This window comes from Paenibacillus sp. OSY-SE, assembly GCF_000283315.1.
GTDB classification, from domain to species: Bacteria; Bacillota; Bacilli; order Paenibacillales; family Paenibacillaceae; genus Paenibacillus_B; species Paenibacillus_B profundus.
In genome coordinates this window covers 151,556-167,215 of the sequence record NZ_ALKF01000202.1, presented here as the reverse complement: position 1 = coordinate 167,215, position 15,660 = coordinate 151,556, and the positions used below count along the sequence as shown (strand labels likewise).

Annotated in this window: 16 protein-coding genes and 1 other annotated feature; of the genes, 6 read left to right on the top strand and 10 right to left on the bottom strand. The window is 47.1% G+C overall.

Features of this window, described 5'->3' with window-relative positions; translation table 11 throughout:
• Positions 1-14 precede the first annotated feature (14 nt).
• A complete protein-coding gene (locus A372_RS0128645) occupies positions 15-305 on the bottom strand; it encodes a YqzE family protein (protein WP_019424374.1) in 291 nt (96 codons plus the stop codon).
• Positions 306-469: 164 nt separating this feature from the next.
• Here A372_RS0128645 and A372_RS34915 point away from each other — a divergent pair, with 164 nt between their 5' ends.
• Positions 470-1,264: an N-acetylmuramoyl-L-alanine amidase family protein gene (locus A372_RS34915; protein ID WP_019424373.1), complete on the top strand. Its 795-nt coding sequence runs from the start codon at positions 470-472 to the stop codon at positions 1,262-1,264.
• 76 nt (positions 1,265-1,340) lie between these two features.
• On the opposite strand, the gene A372_RS0128635 is transcribed toward A372_RS34915, so the two are convergent.
• The 4 genes from A372_RS0128635 to A372_RS34910 all read right to left on the bottom strand — a co-directional run bounded on the left by A372_RS0128635 (position 1,341) and on the right by A372_RS34910 (position 4,401).
• A complete protein-coding gene (locus tag A372_RS0128635; RefSeq protein WP_019424372.1) occupies positions 1,341-2,228 on the bottom strand; it encodes a divergent polysaccharide deacetylase family protein in 888 nt (295 codons plus the stop codon).
• A gap of 260 nt (positions 2,229-2,488) precedes the next feature.
• Positions 2,489-2,893: a hypothetical protein gene (locus A372_RS0128630; protein ID WP_019424371.1), complete on the bottom strand. Its 405-nt coding sequence runs from the start codon at positions 2,891-2,893 to the stop codon at positions 2,489-2,491.
• Positions 2,894-3,217: 324 nt separating this feature from the next.
• Positions 3,218-3,805 (bottom strand): DUF421 domain-containing protein, encoded by a 588-nt coding sequence (locus tag A372_RS0128625; protein WP_019424370.1) that lies wholly within the window; start codon positions 3,803-3,805, stop codon positions 3,218-3,220.
• A gap of 176 nt (positions 3,806-3,981) precedes the next feature.
• Complete coding sequence (locus A372_RS34910) at positions 3,982-4,401, bottom strand: YmaF family protein (protein ID WP_019424369.1); 420 nt, start codon at positions 4,399-4,401, stop codon at positions 3,982-3,984.
• Between the two features lie 357 nt (positions 4,402-4,758).
• Here A372_RS34910 and A372_RS34905 point away from each other — a divergent pair, with 357 nt between their 5' ends.
• The 3 genes from A372_RS34905 (at position 4,759) to A372_RS0128605 (ending at position 7,283) form a co-directional block, all read left to right on the top strand.
• The gene (locus A372_RS34905; protein WP_019424368.1) at positions 4,759-5,289 is read left to right on the top strand and encodes a hypothetical protein; all 531 of its coding nucleotides are present in this window, start codon (positions 4,759-4,761) and stop codon (positions 5,287-5,289) included.
• A 194-nt stretch (positions 5,290-5,483) separates the two neighbouring features.
• Positions 5,484-6,671 carry a sensor histidine kinase gene (locus A372_RS0128610; RefSeq protein WP_019424367.1) on the top strand — a complete coding sequence of 396 codons (1,188 nt, stop codon included), beginning with the start codon at positions 5,484-5,486 and terminating at the stop codon, positions 6,669-6,671.
• Between the two features lie 6 nt (positions 6,672-6,677).
• The gene (locus A372_RS0128605; RefSeq protein ID WP_019424366.1) at positions 6,678-7,283 is read left to right on the top strand and encodes a response regulator transcription factor; all 606 of its coding nucleotides are present in this window, start codon (positions 6,678-6,680) and stop codon (positions 7,281-7,283) included.
• Between the two features lie 95 nt (positions 7,284-7,378).
• Here the strand turns inward: A372_RS0128605 and A372_RS0128600 are convergent, their stop codons facing one another.
• The 4 genes from A372_RS0128600 to A372_RS37735 all read right to left on the bottom strand — a co-directional run bounded on the left by A372_RS0128600 (position 7,379) and on the right by A372_RS37735 (position 12,733).
• Entirely contained in the window at positions 7,379-9,268 is a 1,890-nt protein-coding gene (locus A372_RS0128600) for a TolB family protein (protein WP_019424365.1), read from the bottom strand.
• 2 nt (positions 9,269-9,270) lie between these two features.
• Positions 9,271-9,771 carry an RNA polymerase sigma factor gene (locus A372_RS0128595; protein WP_019424364.1) on the bottom strand — a complete coding sequence of 167 codons (501 nt, stop codon included), beginning with the start codon at positions 9,769-9,771 and terminating at the stop codon, positions 9,271-9,273.
• A 675-nt stretch (positions 9,772-10,446) separates the two neighbouring features.
• Positions 10,447-12,129: a glutamine--tRNA ligase/YqeY domain fusion protein gene (locus tag A372_RS0128585; protein ID WP_019424362.1), complete on the bottom strand. Its 1,683-nt coding sequence runs from the start codon at positions 12,127-12,129 to the stop codon at positions 10,447-10,449.
• 80 nt (positions 12,130-12,209) lie between these two features.
• Positions 12,210-12,463 (bottom strand) — a binding site (T-box leader).
• A 126-nt stretch (positions 12,464-12,589) separates the two neighbouring features.
• Positions 12,590-12,733, bottom strand: a complete 144-nt coding sequence (locus A372_RS37735) for a hypothetical protein (protein ID WP_157259776.1) — start codon at positions 12,731-12,733, stop codon at positions 12,590-12,592.
• Positions 12,734-13,138: 405 nt separating this feature from the next.
• Between A372_RS37735 and A372_RS0128575 the strand changes: the two genes are divergently transcribed.
• The gene (locus A372_RS0128575; protein WP_019424360.1) at positions 13,139-14,155 is read left to right on the top strand and encodes an MBL fold metallo-hydrolase; all 1,017 of its coding nucleotides are present in this window, start codon (positions 13,139-13,141) and stop codon (positions 14,153-14,155) included.
• A gap of 5 nt (positions 14,156-14,160) precedes the next feature.
• Positions 14,161-14,397: a DUF3006 domain-containing protein gene (locus tag A372_RS0128570; RefSeq protein ID WP_019424359.1), complete on the top strand. Its 237-nt coding sequence runs from the start codon at positions 14,161-14,163 to the stop codon at positions 14,395-14,397.
• A 219-nt stretch (positions 14,398-14,616) separates the two neighbouring features.
• Here A372_RS0128570 and A372_RS0128565 read toward each other — a convergent pair whose 3' ends face one another.
• Entirely contained in the window at positions 14,617-15,645 is a 1,029-nt protein-coding gene (locus tag A372_RS0128565) for a Gfo/Idh/MocA family protein (protein ID WP_019424358.1), read from the bottom strand.
• Positions 15,646-15,660: the final 15 nt, after the last annotated feature.

Here is a 15,660-nt window from a genome sequence, read left to right as displayed (position 1 = left end):
CGATATAGGTATTCTCATCGTTGCTGCTGTTGTGAAGATGATTTTGAGGATTTCGAAGAAGATTTCCACCAGCGAACGAGCGTAAGCTGGCTGGCTCGCTTATACAGCGGCTTGCTTGCATTTCTCCATTGACCGACCCACATTTTCATACCGAGCGGCATCATTCCGAACCATTTCGTTCCCCATGGCTCTTTCACACGATTTTTCCGTTCCATTTTACGCTCCCGTCGCGCTTCCACCGGTGTGTCGATATATGTGACGACGCGCTGTGTAATGAATTTAATTAAATCTTCACCTTTAGCCACAGACGGTCACCTCCTTTAACACCTCATCATAGCTGCATGGACTCGTCCCTTATTAGCATCCCCATCATAAGCTTCAATCAAACCTTGCCCTTGTTCGAATGAAGGAAAGCATCGTTGCGCACGCTAAGTACAGAACCAATGCAGAAAGAAGGTTAGAGCTGTCGATGACACGAAATTCCTTGCCAAACTACCTCAAATGGATTATCGGAGCCCTATGCGTGCTGCTGCTTGGCACTGCTGTTATGATGACCGGCACTGCTGCTTATGCTCATTCCACATCCATTCGCACCGATGAACAACATATCCTCCGCATACCGGATAATCATATAGCGGTCGATACTGTACTGCCGGGGGAACAACCGCTTCCTACTGTATTTCCTTCCAAATTAGTGCTGATCGATGCAGGTCATGGAGGAATTGACGGTGGAACGAGTCACGGCGACGTGTTGGAAAAGCATATTAATCTGGCCATTGCCCAGAAGCTGTATCTGCATCTGAAAGCACGCGGGATTCCTGTTATTCTGAACCGGACCGGGGATTATGCGCTTAGCGATGACAATCGATGGTCTGCCACCCGTTCGAGACACCGCAAGGATCTGGCGCAACGGCGCCAATTAAGCGAAGAGATTCCTGTATCGATGTTCGTTAGTCTTCACGTCAATTGGGCCAAAAATAATGCCGCACGCGGTCCAGTCGTTCTTCATCAGAACGAGGGACGGAGCCGTATGCTGGCAAGAATCATTCAGGACTCGCTGAATCCTATGTTCGGAACCCGGTTCGAACCAGAGTTTGGCAAGACCTACTACTTGCTTCGTCGTGTCCAGCAGCCTGCGGTCATCGTGGAGGCAGGCTTTATAAGCAATGCTCGGGATCGTGCCCTTCTTACTCATCCCCGTACACAAAGCCAAATTGCTGCCCGGATAAGTGATGCGATCGTTCATTACCAAGCACTGTTCTAATGCTTATTTCATCGTCTGCAAGCAAAAGCGCCCTCTATCGTAATCATCGTAATGGACGAGAAGGGCGCTTTTCATTTCATTTTTTTTGATTCGTCTTCGACTCCAGTTCTTGAAGCTGCTGCTTTTTTACCAAATATGAGATGTGCACGAACGTAGCCTTCTTCGAAATTCGGGGCACGTATTGACGAAGCACTAGCGCTGTCTTCAATCCCGGTCTCCCTACATGGCCAATCGTTACACAAGAATCGTGCTGGGCTAGATGATCTTCCAGCAGCCTGCATTGCTTCACGATATGGGACTCTTTGTACACATCATCTAAGAATAGATGATTTTGGACGATAGGGATACCCATTTCTTTCCCAACCTCGCTTACGACGGAGCGATAATTCGTCTTGCTGTCCAGAAAATACAGTCCGCGCTCCTTGCACACCTTCAATACGAGCCGCATTACACGCCGATCCGCAGTCGCCTTGGACCCCATATGATTATTCATACCTACCGCATGTGGAACTTCATCGATGGCTGCGTTGACGCGCCGTACAATCTCTTCATCGGATAAGCTCGTTAAGATTGCTCCCGGTCCAAGCCAGCTTGCCTTGCCTGAAATAGGCTCCATCGGCATATGGACAATGACCTCATGACCCCGTTGGTGCGCTCGTTCGGCATCCTGCTTCGTAGAGGGAAGAAACGGCATAACCGCGACCGTAAGCGGAATTGGCAGGCCAAGCATTTCCTCCGTTCCGGCCATATTATTGCCGAAATCATCAATAACTACCGCTGCCGTCCGCCCGGATACGGGTTCCAGAGAATGTGCAGGAGATGGAAGCGGATTATGTAACTCGTCCCTGCCTTTTGCCCCGGCCGCTCCACCGGATCCAAGACCTGCCCAGAGTACGAACAGAGCCGTACTGATTAAAGCGTATTTGCGCCACTGATTGCGCAACATACTCGTCGACTTCAACATATGCTGCCTCCCCAAATAGTCACCTCACGAGATGAGGCTGTTCATTGCTTCCATACTAATATGCGCCAACCAATGCCAAGCTACTCTGATACCTGTATACAAACATGAATAAACCCCTTAAGATGTATATCCTTAAGGGGTTATTATAGTTCCTGATTCATATGCTCACCCAATACTGTGAAATGAGATGCGGGAACGGACGATAAAGACCATCCGTGAGATGATAGCTCTACCTAACAATATTCTGCTTATACGACGGTTTACGCTGTACGTTGATGTACATATTGCAAAATAACATAGCCTTCAATGACACGGAATTGAATCACCCCGGATTTCTCCATCTGGCTCAACACGTTGGTCAACGCATCGATCGCTTCAGAGATCACTTCCGGTTCAATACCTCGTTGATCATGAACGTAGCGTGTGGTCAACGCTTCACGGTAAGGTGTGGACAATTTCGCACATGCAATGTGTAAAATCATCTCCTGCTCTTTCGCACGATGAATCGCGTGACGGAGCTTATCCTGCTCGCGGCGACCTGCCAAGTTCTTCTTCACATCCTGCACATAAGACATACGGTACGACAAGCGGCGTTCGTTGAGCGCACGGCTCGCACGGTATCCTCCCATGTGATTCAACCAATTATTAACCAATACTGTATTCATTTGTAATTACCTCCAACTAAAAAGACCTACCGGCTGTACTTTATACGTAAGCCCTCCTCATTACGATATTCATTTAACCTGAAATCAAACATACGAAACAATAAACATACTACACAATCGAACCTATTCATTAGAAACTTGATTCAACGGAATAACGGGCGCGTAGGGAAAATTCCGAAGGAGCGGTGGACAAGCTGAAATGATGGTGAAAGATGAAATTGTTCTGTTGAGGAAGTGCACAACAAGTGATGTACAACCTGTTAACTAAGTATTATACTCGCCCACTTTTAAGATGTCAAGCATATTTTCGCATCATCTCCTTCCTTACTCCAAATGGATTGAATCGGCTTCCTTCTTATCTGACTCGTGATATTGAAATACTTCCTGGAACAAATCGTTCTTCGGTTTGGCTTTCGCCGGCTGCACCAGACCATATTGCGCCAACAGCTTCTCGAGCTCTTCCACGGTAAGCGGTTTAGACTTGCTTGTTAACTCATAACCCAGCTCACCGCTAATTTCAATTGTACCCCATTTGATGTCTTCCATAGAAGAAATGCCTTTCTCTCTCATCCTTGCTTCGAGCTGATCTACGGACATGCGCAGTCGTTTTAAATTGACGGGAATGAGCTGTCCGTCTTTTATGACAGGTGTAGCTTTTCCAATAATTATATTCTCAATAAAGTTAAATTTAATCGCCAAGTATTGAACCGTAATAAGCAATGCGACGAACAAGCATAACGTAATAATCGTTCTGCCTAATCCGTCCTCCGATACCGCGTGCCCTGTTACAGAAGCCATCGACAGCATCGTGATAAGCTCTAATCCCGTCATTTCAGATACTGTCTTTTTGCCAAGAATGCGCAACAAGCAAAACCCTACACTCAATATAATTAATGCCTCGACAAAAAACATGGCTTCCCCCGCTCCACTTAACATCTATGACGATGCCGAATTCCTGTTTCTAGTTGGATTACAAATATACTGTACCCTCGAAGTCATATTTTTATCACCTATACCGTTATGGTTAGAGTTCTAATTGAATTAAAAAAAAGATTTCAGCTGGTTATGCTGAAATCTTGTCGCTCTCATTAGATTCGCTGTATGCTCTCCACAATTAATCCATGCCGGTGCTTCGCCGATCCGCTCACCCGAATAGGCACGCTCGTTCGTCCCGATATGATGTGGGTATGGCCGTCGGCCACTTGGGTTACTTGACGGAAACGGTGGAAATGGCGCGGCCCTTGACCATTGATCGCTGGTCCGGTAATACCGGAATAAGCATGCCGATGGCCGTCGGCAATTCGGGTAATCCCGTTAAATGTATGCCGATGGGTGCCTCGTCCCGGAATAAATCGATCCGTTAAATTGCGAAACCGATGCCGGTGGCCCTGTGTCAACGACGTTCGGCCGCTCATGCGGTGTTGGAACCGCACTTGTGACGCATGGCCTTGTTTACACAAGCAGGACAGTTCTTTCGATTTAACTTTTCTGCTTAATCGATTTTCCAACCGTTCTCATCCCCCTACTTTGTATTCACATCCTATTTTACGAGCATACCGACTGCTTGGGAACGGCGATAGTCTACGTTCAGCCTAATTTATTAATTTATAGCGGCATGCCAGTGCATCCTAGGAAGTCACGAACATCGGCGTTCTTTCCCCCCATAACCCGGGAGCACTCCGTTCATGTTTGCTGACATTTGTCATATCGAGAAGATGACATTACACACTAATGCGGCATGCCCTGCATTCGCTACAATGCATATGTAAGCCAGACGGATAAATAAAAGGATGATGAACAATGACATATGCAATCGAATGTAGGCAAGTAATGAAACAATTCGGCGGGAGGAGAGGCTTAATTAAATGAACTTAATATTTCTCGCTATCATTATAGGTGAAATAGCCTTTTGGATATTCTTAGTAAGCGGATTACTACTTCGATACGTATGGGGGTTAAATAAATTATCTATCATTTTATTAGCATCAACTCCGTTAATTGATATTTTTCTTTTGATTATCACGTTTATCGATTTATCTAATGGTACCAAGCCACATTTTTTTCATGGCCTATCAGCAACGTATATCGGTTTTTCAATTACGTATGGTCATAAAACTATTAAATGGGCAGATCAATGGGCTGCTTATAAGTGGGCCTCTGGAGAGCGTCCTGAAAAAAAGAAGCTGCATGGTAAAGAGAAAGTAAAATATCAGTGGCGAGAATTCAGTCGTTTTTTTGTATGTGCTGTAATTATATTAACTCTGGTTGGAATAGCTTTTTTCATTGTTCCATTTGAAGATACTTTTTGGCTAATTTATTGGGTTGTGAATATTATAGGTACTGTGATAATTTGGTTAGTTTTCGGACCAGTTAAATCCATCCTAAATAATAAGTAACACCAGTTAACAGCATACAATAGGGCATACACATATTTAACTAACGGATTGCAAGATTTAAGAGCAAGGGATCAAACGCTCATGGCGCCTTGAATAGCGCCCCTGCAGCGCTTGATTGGCTCATTCATACAGGCTGTGGAATCGTATTTATGATAATATCAAGTTATACCCTAAACAGACGGGAAGCGATGTAAGTGACTACATATAATTGGAGACCGTTTCCCGCGGCAGAAGGCTTCGTTCCGTACCTTCTTCTCGCCAACCTCATCATTCCATTATCATTCTTATTTCGCGAGCCTGTGCAGCGGTTGCTGCCCGGGCTTGCCTTGCTCGCCCTGTTCGTCATCTTGTACCGCCAGTTGTACTGGACGGTGCGATGGGTGCCGCTGCTGCTGGCGCTTCAAGTGTTGATTACATTAATATTGGCGGCTGTGTATCACCCGATGTATTCTTTTATCAGCTTCTTGTTTATTAACCAGCTCAGCCAACAAAAAACGGCATTCATCGTATCCATCGCCTCTGTATTCACGCTTGGGATGGCGGCATGCGCCGCCCCATATATCGGCACAGTCGGCTGGGAGCTATCGATCGGTCTGCTGCCGCCTTTGTTCGGTGTATTCAGCATGCTTCCGTTCACGATTCGGATTTATGCGCAATACAAGCAGATGGCAGAGCGACTACAGGCTGCCACAGCCCAAGTGGAACGTATGGCACAGCAGGAAGAGCGGCAGCGGATTGCGCGCGAACTGCATGATACGCTCGGTCACACGCTATCACTCATTGCCTTGAAGGCTGAGGTTGTAGAGAAGATCGTCCCCCGCGATCCGCAGAAGGCCGCACAAGAGGCGCATGACATTCGCCAGACCGCCCGGTCTGCGCTCAAGCAGATGCGGGAGCTTGTCACCGAGATGAAGGTGGTCCGTTTAGTAGAAGAGTTCGGTCACGCGCGAACATTGTGCGCAGCCGCGGGAATCGAAATATCGCTGCCAGAGCGGCTATCCGAATGGGACGGACGTGTCGATCCGGCAACGGAAGAGGCCCGATCGATTGCAGACGATCCACTCCCGCTTACGGCTCTGCAGGAAACGATATTGGCCATGTGCTTCCGGGAAGTGCTGACGAACGTTGTCCGTCATAGCCGCGCAGCCTCCTGCCATGTCGATCTTGAAGTAGAAGAAGGCTGCGTGCGGCTCGTCGTGAAGGACGACGGCATCGGACTTACGGCGGAACAGACTCTAAAAGCCAAGAGCAGAGGGCTTGCTGGATTACGGCAGAGACTGGCACTCGTGGATGGAAGCTTGGAGCTCGATTCCCATCCAGGTGCGGGCACGGAGCTGACGCTGTACATGCCATGCGTCATACGAAACGTGGAAAGCAGGTGAAGCAGTATGATCCGCATCATTTTAGGAGAAGATCAACGATTGCTGCGCGGGGCGCTGGCAACGTTATTATCACTCGAAGATGACATCGAAGTCATCGCCCAAGAAGAGAACGGCGAAGCCGCACTGGCGCTCATTAAGCAGCACCAGCCGGACATCGCCGTGCTGGATATCGAAATGCCGCTCATGACCGGGTTGGATGTCGCCGAAGCAATTAAGGAAAGCAGGCTGCCTTGCCAAGTCATCATCCTAACGACATTTGCCCGGCCGGGATACTTTCAACGGGCGATGGCAGCCGGCGTTGCCGGATATTTGCTGAAGGACAGTCCGAGTGATGAGCTGTCCGATGCCATCCGGCGCGTATATGCTGGCAAACGGGTCGTCAGTCCTGAGCTATCGCTTGCGGTATGGGATAATCCGTGCCCGCTCACCGCACGCGAACGCGAAGTGCTGCAGCTTGCGGCGCAAGGTCTGACCATGCAGGACATCGGGGCCCGCTTGTATTTGTCGCACGGTACCGTCCGCAACTATATGTCAGAAGCCATCGGCAAGCTTGGTGCGAGCACGCGCATTGAAGCGATCCGCACTGCCCGCGACAAGGGCTGGCTCGACTGACGCACTCGGGGGAAGCGCCTGGCCGCTGCTGTTCATCCGGCGCTTCGCTTCCCTCGGCAATCGTTCGGTCGTTCGGTTATTCGATTGCTGATGCACTATTGTGCTGCGTTGTACTTAAAGAAGAAGTCACGTCCATCCACTGAAATGTAGAAGCTCAGCATACTTCCATCCCATAGACGGGTACCCATCTCTTCGTAATTCGGGCCTTGAAGCTTATCAGACAAGTACATAGGAGCCGTATCTGTCCCATCTATTGACAGAATCGCGATATCTGCACGATTATCTTCTCGTGTTACATCTATCGCAGCCCGTTCCCCGTTACCATCGAGTATCATCATGGAGGAATGCTCGGCACCAGCCAGCCAGCCGAACTTCTCAAAGCTGCCTTGATTCCATTCGTAGCTCATAAGACGCAAGCGGGATTGCTCACCCTGCCGCTGTTTCACGAGGAACCATATTTTCTTGCCGCTGGCTGATTCCCTATAGACGAGATTGGCGAAGCCTTCATTTTTCCAGCCATCATCCTGCGGCACCTGCTCCAGCTTGAATATGAGGTCCCCCTTCTGCTCAGCTTCCGTCGTTGTCACGATTTCGCCGCTCCAGTCCGCAATTCGAATACTGCCCATCTCTTTCATCTCGTCGATTTTGTATCCATCTTTACTTTTCGTGAGGGTAAATTGCTTTTTCTCGACGGCGTAATACGGATCTTGATATGAATAATCGATCGCTGCAGTCACTACCGCCTTCCCCTTCGAATCTACGGATTTATTCAATATTGTATAGCCGACCTGACGCGGCGAGGTCCCTTTTAAATATCCGGGATCATAGCGGAAGAAGCTATGCGCGTAACGTTCATCCCGATAAATCAACGCCTCGATCGCTCTGCCCACCACTTGCTCTGGCGCCAGCTCATGCACGGACAACATATAGCGGACCAATTGGCGTCTCGTACTGTTCGTTTCCGTCACCTGATACAAGGCAATTTCCTTGCCATCGTTGCTCCAAGAAAGGTTCTGAAGCGTAAAATACGGTTGCTTTGCGCCCTCTTTCAATTCTCCGTTCTCCCATGCATCGGTGGGCTCATTGTGCGTAACCTGCTGCTCCGTCGTGCGGTCTAGATCTGCGATCCAAGCATCTTCCAGCTGCAGGCTGTCTGCTGCTGCGCGGACATACAGCACATAGCTTCCGTCCGGTGAAACGGCAGGCGAATGGCCTTCAGCCCACAGTTCGTCCTTGCCAGAATCCAGGTTCTTCGTGTAAATTCGGCCAGCGCGATCGTACATCAGCTTCTCTGCATGCGGAATGTAGGATGGCGCAGCTCCCTTCGTAATAAACCGCTGTTCCCCCGTCTTCAGCTGCGCTTCCCAAATCGTGCCGGCCGCCGGTTCGTGACGCTCGTAAGCCAGCTTCGACTCATCGGTCGACCAGACTGGGGCAGCGAGCTTTACTGTGGCTGAAGGCGCGGCTATTACAAGCTTCGTCTGCTTCGTCTCCGCATTCCAGACGAAGAGCTCATGCCCGCTCACATAGGCCAGCTGTTTGCCCGTCGGCGATATCGCAATTGCTGTGGCATCCCCTTGCGCAATGCGCTCATAGGACAGACCTCGCTGCATGTAAACGCCTTGCCCCGGGACGGCATAGTAGGTCGTATCACCGTGAATCGCGGCGGATACGCTCGGCTCTTGCCCGAGCTGCTGCACCGTATCGAACCGCAGCTCCGCCTTCAAGTCGGCCGCATATACCCGCGGCGCTGCCGGTTCGGCAAGCATGCTCCAGAGCAGCACGATGGCTGCGACTGCCGCAGCTGCAGTCGCCCACGCCCAATATCGCGGCTTCGGCTTGCTGCGCGTGTGAGAGGTCTGCTCGAAGGTTGAGCCTTCCTGTACTAGCCTGCAGCGCAGTTCCGCCTTGAACGACTCGTCAATGGCAAGCTGGTCATGAACCTTCTTCAAATCATTCACCCACTTCGGATTTGACTCGGACATGATTAGACCTCCCCCATGCAGCGTTCGATGAGCAGGGCCATCTTTTTGCGAATCCGATGCACGCGGTTGCGCAGCCACGTTTCTGTCCTGCCCACCATCGCGCTAATTTCCTCGTAAGCGAAGCCCACCATATACTTGAGATGCACTACCTCCCGGTCCTCGTGTTCCAATTCGAGCATCGCTTCTTCCAGACAGTCGTTCTGAACGGAGGCCTCCCGGAACATGTCTGGAATATGCTCGTAGCCGCCGCGCTCTGGATCGATTCCATAAGCCGTTTCAGATTTTCTGCGGTAATAATCAATAATTCGGTTTTTGGCGATCGTGAACAGCCACGCCCTCTCATGCTCCGGCATGACGCCGTGGTGCTTCTGGCTGTACTCCAACACTTTTCGAAAGATGTCGCTGACTAAATCATCCGCATCCCATCGATTTCCCACCCGGAACAACACGTAACGGTACAGATCATCAAAATAACGATCATATAAGTGCAGGAACGTTTCCATCGGCTCACATCCTCTCTTCATGTGTTAAACGATGGGAGGCCAGCATTTGTATCATTATCACATAAAGATTTCACACTCACTAACCAATTTTCACAGTATTCTATTTTTATGTCTATTTTTATCATATAAAGTAATAGATATAGAACCAAAGACTCATAAGCTCATGGTATAATATTCCTTACGTGAACAAAATGAGATAAGTTCATTTCATATTTGAGAATTGGAGGTTAGGGAAACGATGAGAGTAGAATTTCCTGTTACATTGGGAGAGGAAAATGATAAAATAATTCATTCCAATAGCGAGCCAATCCACTTTAGCGCGAACCTGAGCGGTTATGACCGTCTCGGCAGACGGGTAACGAACATTGTTGGTTTCGACGGAACGCACTTAATCAAGGAATGTCCTAAATGTGGAAGTGAAAAGACTAGCATTGAGTTCGGTTTGTCGGGACGAACAATGGAAAATGGCGAGGTACGGGATCAAAGCAACTGCACGAGATGCAGAGCTCATTACTCACGAATCGTCTGATGCCATATTCCATTTTTTCACGTCGGATGTTTTCCAATAAAATTATAAAAATTCGCTGAAGAACAATTTCGTAAGAAAACAGGAAGAACCGGATATCGGCTTAGACTGCCCGGTTCTTTACCCTGTGCCCCAGTTCACATGTGGTATTACGTATTTTTCCTCCATGTATCTTTCAGTGGTACGATTCTATTGAATACCAGTTTATCGTTCGTTGTATATTTTTTATCCACACAAAAATATCCATGTCGAATAAATTGAAACTTATCTTCGGGTAGCGCCTTTTCCACGAACGGCTCGACAATACAATCCTTAACGATCAGGAGCGAGTGAGGATTTATTGATTCATCCCAAGCTGGGCTGTCATCTTTCATGCGATCGTTATCCATTAACAGCTTCTCATATAGATGTATATCAGCTTTTATTCCGTGCTGCGCTGAAACCCAATGGATCGTCCCCTTCACCTTCCGTTCAGTAAAGCCGGTTCCACTCTTTGTTTTCGGATCATACGTGCAGCGGAGCTCGGTTATTTCACCTGTTTGTTCGTCCTTGATCACTTCATTGCACGTAATGAAATAAGCCCCTTTTAACCGAACTTCTGCATGTAGAGTCAGTCTGTGAAATCCTTTGGATGGCTGCTCCATAAAATCATCCTTTTCAATATAAACAATTCTTGTAAAGGGCACATTTCTCTTCCCTAAAGCATCATTCTCGCTATTGTTATCGATGGTTACACATTCAGAATGGTTTTCTGGATAGTTTGTGATCACCACTTTTAAAGGATTTACTACCGCCATAATACTGTTTACTTTTGCTTTTAAATCCTGCCTTACAGAATGTTCAAGCATAGCGATGTCAACCATGTTCTGATGTCTAATTAAGCCGATCTCTTCGATAAAGCTTCTTATACTTTCAGGAGTAAAGCCTCTTCTCCTGAGTCCGCGAATCGTAGGGAGTCTTGGATCGTCCCATCCGTCTACGTATTTCCCAGCAACCAATTGTTTTAAATATCGTTTGCTCGTAACAACACCTGTTATGTTCAGCCTTCCAAATTCCCTTTGTTGAGGAGCTTCACATATACTAAGCTCATTCATCACCCATTCATAAAGAGGACGATGATCTTTAAACTCGATGGAACATAAGGAATGCGTTATGCCCTCGATTGCATCTTGAATGGGATGAGCAAAATCATACATGGGGTAGATGCACCACGTCTTGCCCGTTCTGTAATGCTCCGCATGAATGATTCTGTAGATTACAGGGTCCCTTAAATTTATATTGGGAGAACCCATATCTATTTTAGCCCGCAGAACTTTTGCCCCTGAATGATAAATACCGTTCTTCATGTCTGTGAATAAATCGAGGTTATCTTTGACGGATCGATTTCTGTATGGGCTGTTCTTGCCAGGTTCCGTAAGGGTTCCTCTGTAAGTCGTTACTTCTTCTGGCGATAAATCGCAAACATATGCTTTTCCTTTCTTGATCAAAGCAACAGCCGCATTGAATATTTCATTCGAGTAGTCTGATCCATAAAATATATTGTCGCCCGGGCTGTTACCCAGCCAATTGATATCATCAATGATGGCATTCACATATTCCATATCCTCTTTTAAAGGATTCGTATCATCAAAGCGCAAATGAAACTTCCCTTTGAACTTTTTAGCTGTCATATAGTTCGTGTGTATGGCATACGCACTTCCAATGTGAAGGTATCCATTAGGTTCTGGAGGAAACCTTGTGCAAATATCTCTGTTATATGTTCCGGCTTGAAGATCGTCATGAATCAGCTTATCTATAAAATGTTCAGAGACAGTCTCATTTTCCTTACACATAGTCATACCCTCCTATTTATGGTCAATAGCAGTTCTATATTGTTACAAAACAAAAAAATCTCACCTCCAAGACTTAGCGTCTTGGGGACGAGATTCTCGTGGTACCACCCCAGGTTTATTAATATGTCGCCATATTAACCTCATCAAGTACGGCATTGCAATGAATGCTTATACTCTAGCTCTGTAACAGGAGCTCCTGTCATCTCATCCCCTTCATCAGGTTCCGACATGCTGCTCAGAGGCTTGGTTCAATAAATAATTCTTGCTCCTTTTCAGCAACTGGAGCTCTCTGTGAAAGAATTCATTTATTTACTCTTCTCTTCATCGCGTTTAAATATTTTGTATATGATAACAAATTATCCTCAATATTGTAAATAAGTTCTTATAACTATTCGCTGAATTGTTTCTTCTTATACGCTACGAAGATGACGCGCACGCGTTCACACCCTCGGACATCAATTTATTTGCTGTCGGTTCGTTTTTCGTTCGGGATGGCTGTAACCGCATCCGCATTGGAATAGCTGTAATTGTTGACAGTGAAGCTTCCGAGATCGGTCATCGCCCCGAAGCTATCCATCGTTCCATAGCGGACAAATCCGGTCATCGGAAAGGTATTGGAAAAGTAATGAGATGAGTCGGAATCTTCGGCTTCACTCCTTTTTGCTCCGCATATTTGTCCGTTTCTCCTTTTTGATTCCCATCGGCGTCAGCATAACCGTTGTATTGTCTTCGGGAGACCAGCTCACCCTTCCTCCAAGCGCTAAATTACATAGCATTCCCATAAAATAAAACGCGTCAGATACCGGAAAAGCTTCTTCTGTCTTATTTATTAAAATATGAAGCGACCCGATTGTGAATTATTCTTACAGCTTGCCAATATGTTTTCCATAGCGTACAAGCATTGTTGCCAATTAATCGATACAAGCACCCGTTATATGCGAACATTTGTTTTCAACTACCATGTAGTTATGGTAATATTGGTTCTATGACACACAGTAGAAGGAGCATCATGAGAAGACATCTGATTCCACTATTCCTAGTTTTAACGTTGATCGTTGCCATCCTTCCTGCTTCAGCCATCGCACATCCAGGTAAGACCGATGCCAATGGGGGGCATACGTGCCGTACCAATTGCCAGCAATGGGGGCTTACAGATGGAGAGTATCATTATCATAACAAGGATGGCAGCATAAGAAGGGCCACCGACAAAAAATCAGCTCAAAAAAGCACTGGCGCGGCAATGATTCTCCCGAAGAAACAAGCTGCCGGTACGCTGCAAGTCTACTATTTAGATGTAGGACAGGGAGATTCCACTCTCATTCGAACACCAAAAAACCAATACATATTAATTGATGCGGGTGACAATGACAAGGGAAAAGACGTCGTAACCTATCTCAAGCACCTCGGGGTAAAGCAGCTTGATGTAGTAATTGCCACCCACCCGGATGCCGACCATATCGGTGGCTTGGATGATGTTATTCATGCATTTCCAGTCCAAGCCGTCTATGCACCTAAAGTATCACATACAACACAAACCTTTAAAGACTTCCTATTGGCTGTGAAGAAACAAAAGCTCACGATAAAAACGGCAAAAACCGGTGTTGATATACCGCTTGCTGGAATGACAGCCAAGTTTGTCGGACCAGTTAATGAATACGGAAATGAGCTCAACGAATGGAGTGCGGTTTTGCGCCTGCAATACAAAGATACTTCCTTTTTGTTCACCGGTGATGCGGAGCAGAAAAGCGAAGCAGATATGATAAAAAGCGGGGCCAACTTGTCTGCCGATGTACTCAAGGTAGGACACCATGGCTCTACTACATCTACATCACAGAAATTTCTGAATGCGGTCAAACCTGCACATGCCATTATTAGTGCAGGAACAGGCAACAAGTATGGACATCCAACGAAGGACATACTCACTCGTCTAAAAAAAGCGAACTCCAAAATATATCGAACCGATCAGCAAGGAACGGTCACTGCAATCAGTGACGGGAAGAAGATAACATTCGTAACAGCGAGGTGAACGATGTGAAAAAAGGGATAATTGACCGTATTGAGGGAGATATTGCGGTCATTGAGCTTGATGGAAAGACGCATGACTTCCAAAAGTCATTACTCCCGGATGGCGCTAAAGCTGGGGATGCTGTAATCATCTGCAAAGATAAAATAACAGTCGACCCAACAGAAACAGCAAAGCGAAGGCAGGAAGCAGAAGATTTGATGTCCGAGCTGTTCAATGCTCCATCTGAATCATCGGGAGAGTGAACATAAGGCTACTTCGGCGACTTTTAACTTGCTCAATCTGAGCCATTGGAAGAGTGGATATAAGAGCACATCGAGGTTGAAGAACACGAGAGGGCGAACTGACATCCACTAACGAGGACCCATTCTAAAAAAGAAGAATCGCCTGATAGATGTTGGCATCTAACAGGTGATTCTTCCTCATTAAGCTATAGCAACTTCACTTGATTTTTATTCACAGGCTCAAAATTGAACCTTTAGTCCCGTCTTCCCGGATTCATATATAGCCGCGACCATCTTCTGAGTTTTCAAGGCTTCTTCCCCTGTAATATGCAACGGCTCACCATTGATTACAGCATCGTAGAAGTTCCCGATTTGATGGATGTGGCTTATCCCCCAGTATGTTTTTACCCCTTCGCCGTAATCGATTACGTTGTTGCGATCGGTGTCCCGGCTAATTTCAGTGCCGTCTTCATAATGAATGGCGCCTTGCTCGGCCTTGATATGCGCGGTTCCTTTCTCGCAGTGCAATTCAATCTCCACTGGAGCATCATAGCTATGATAGTTCATCGCGTAGAAGGAGGCCATCGTCCCGTTTTTGAACTCGATAACTCCATCAGCCACGTCTTCAACGTCGATTTGTCGATGCGTGCGATTTTCAATGTGAGCGGATATCGCAGCAATATCGTCTCCGATGAACCATCTCATCAAATCCAATGTATGAATGGCCTGATCGATAATGACGCCGCCGCCTTCTTTATCCCAGGTGCCCTTCCAGTCGCTCTTGCTGTAATATTCGTCTGTTCGTTTCCAGGTGACAGAACAGCGAGCCCCAAGCACGCGCCCCAGCTTGCCGCTGTCGAGAGCTTCCTTAATCAACACGGAGCCTGGATTATAGCGGTTTTGAAAAATGACTCCGAATGTGACATTGTGTGTGCGGCACGCCTCGATCATCGCCTCCGCATCCGCCACCGTAATGCTCATCGGCTTCTCCGTAATGACATGCTTGCCTTTCTCTGCTGCATAGATGACGACAGGAGCATGCATATGGTGTGGTGTACATACATGCACAACGTCCAGGTCGGCCTCATCAATCATTTGTTTATAATCCAAGTAATAAGCACAGTTGTATTGATTGGCTGCTTTCTGTGCCCGATCTTCTTTGACATCACATATAGCCACTAATTCTGCATGTTCATTCAGCTCTACGGACTTGGCATGCATTGGAAAAATATTTCCACAGCCCACGATACCTACACGCTGTTTCTTCATTAATACCAACCTCCA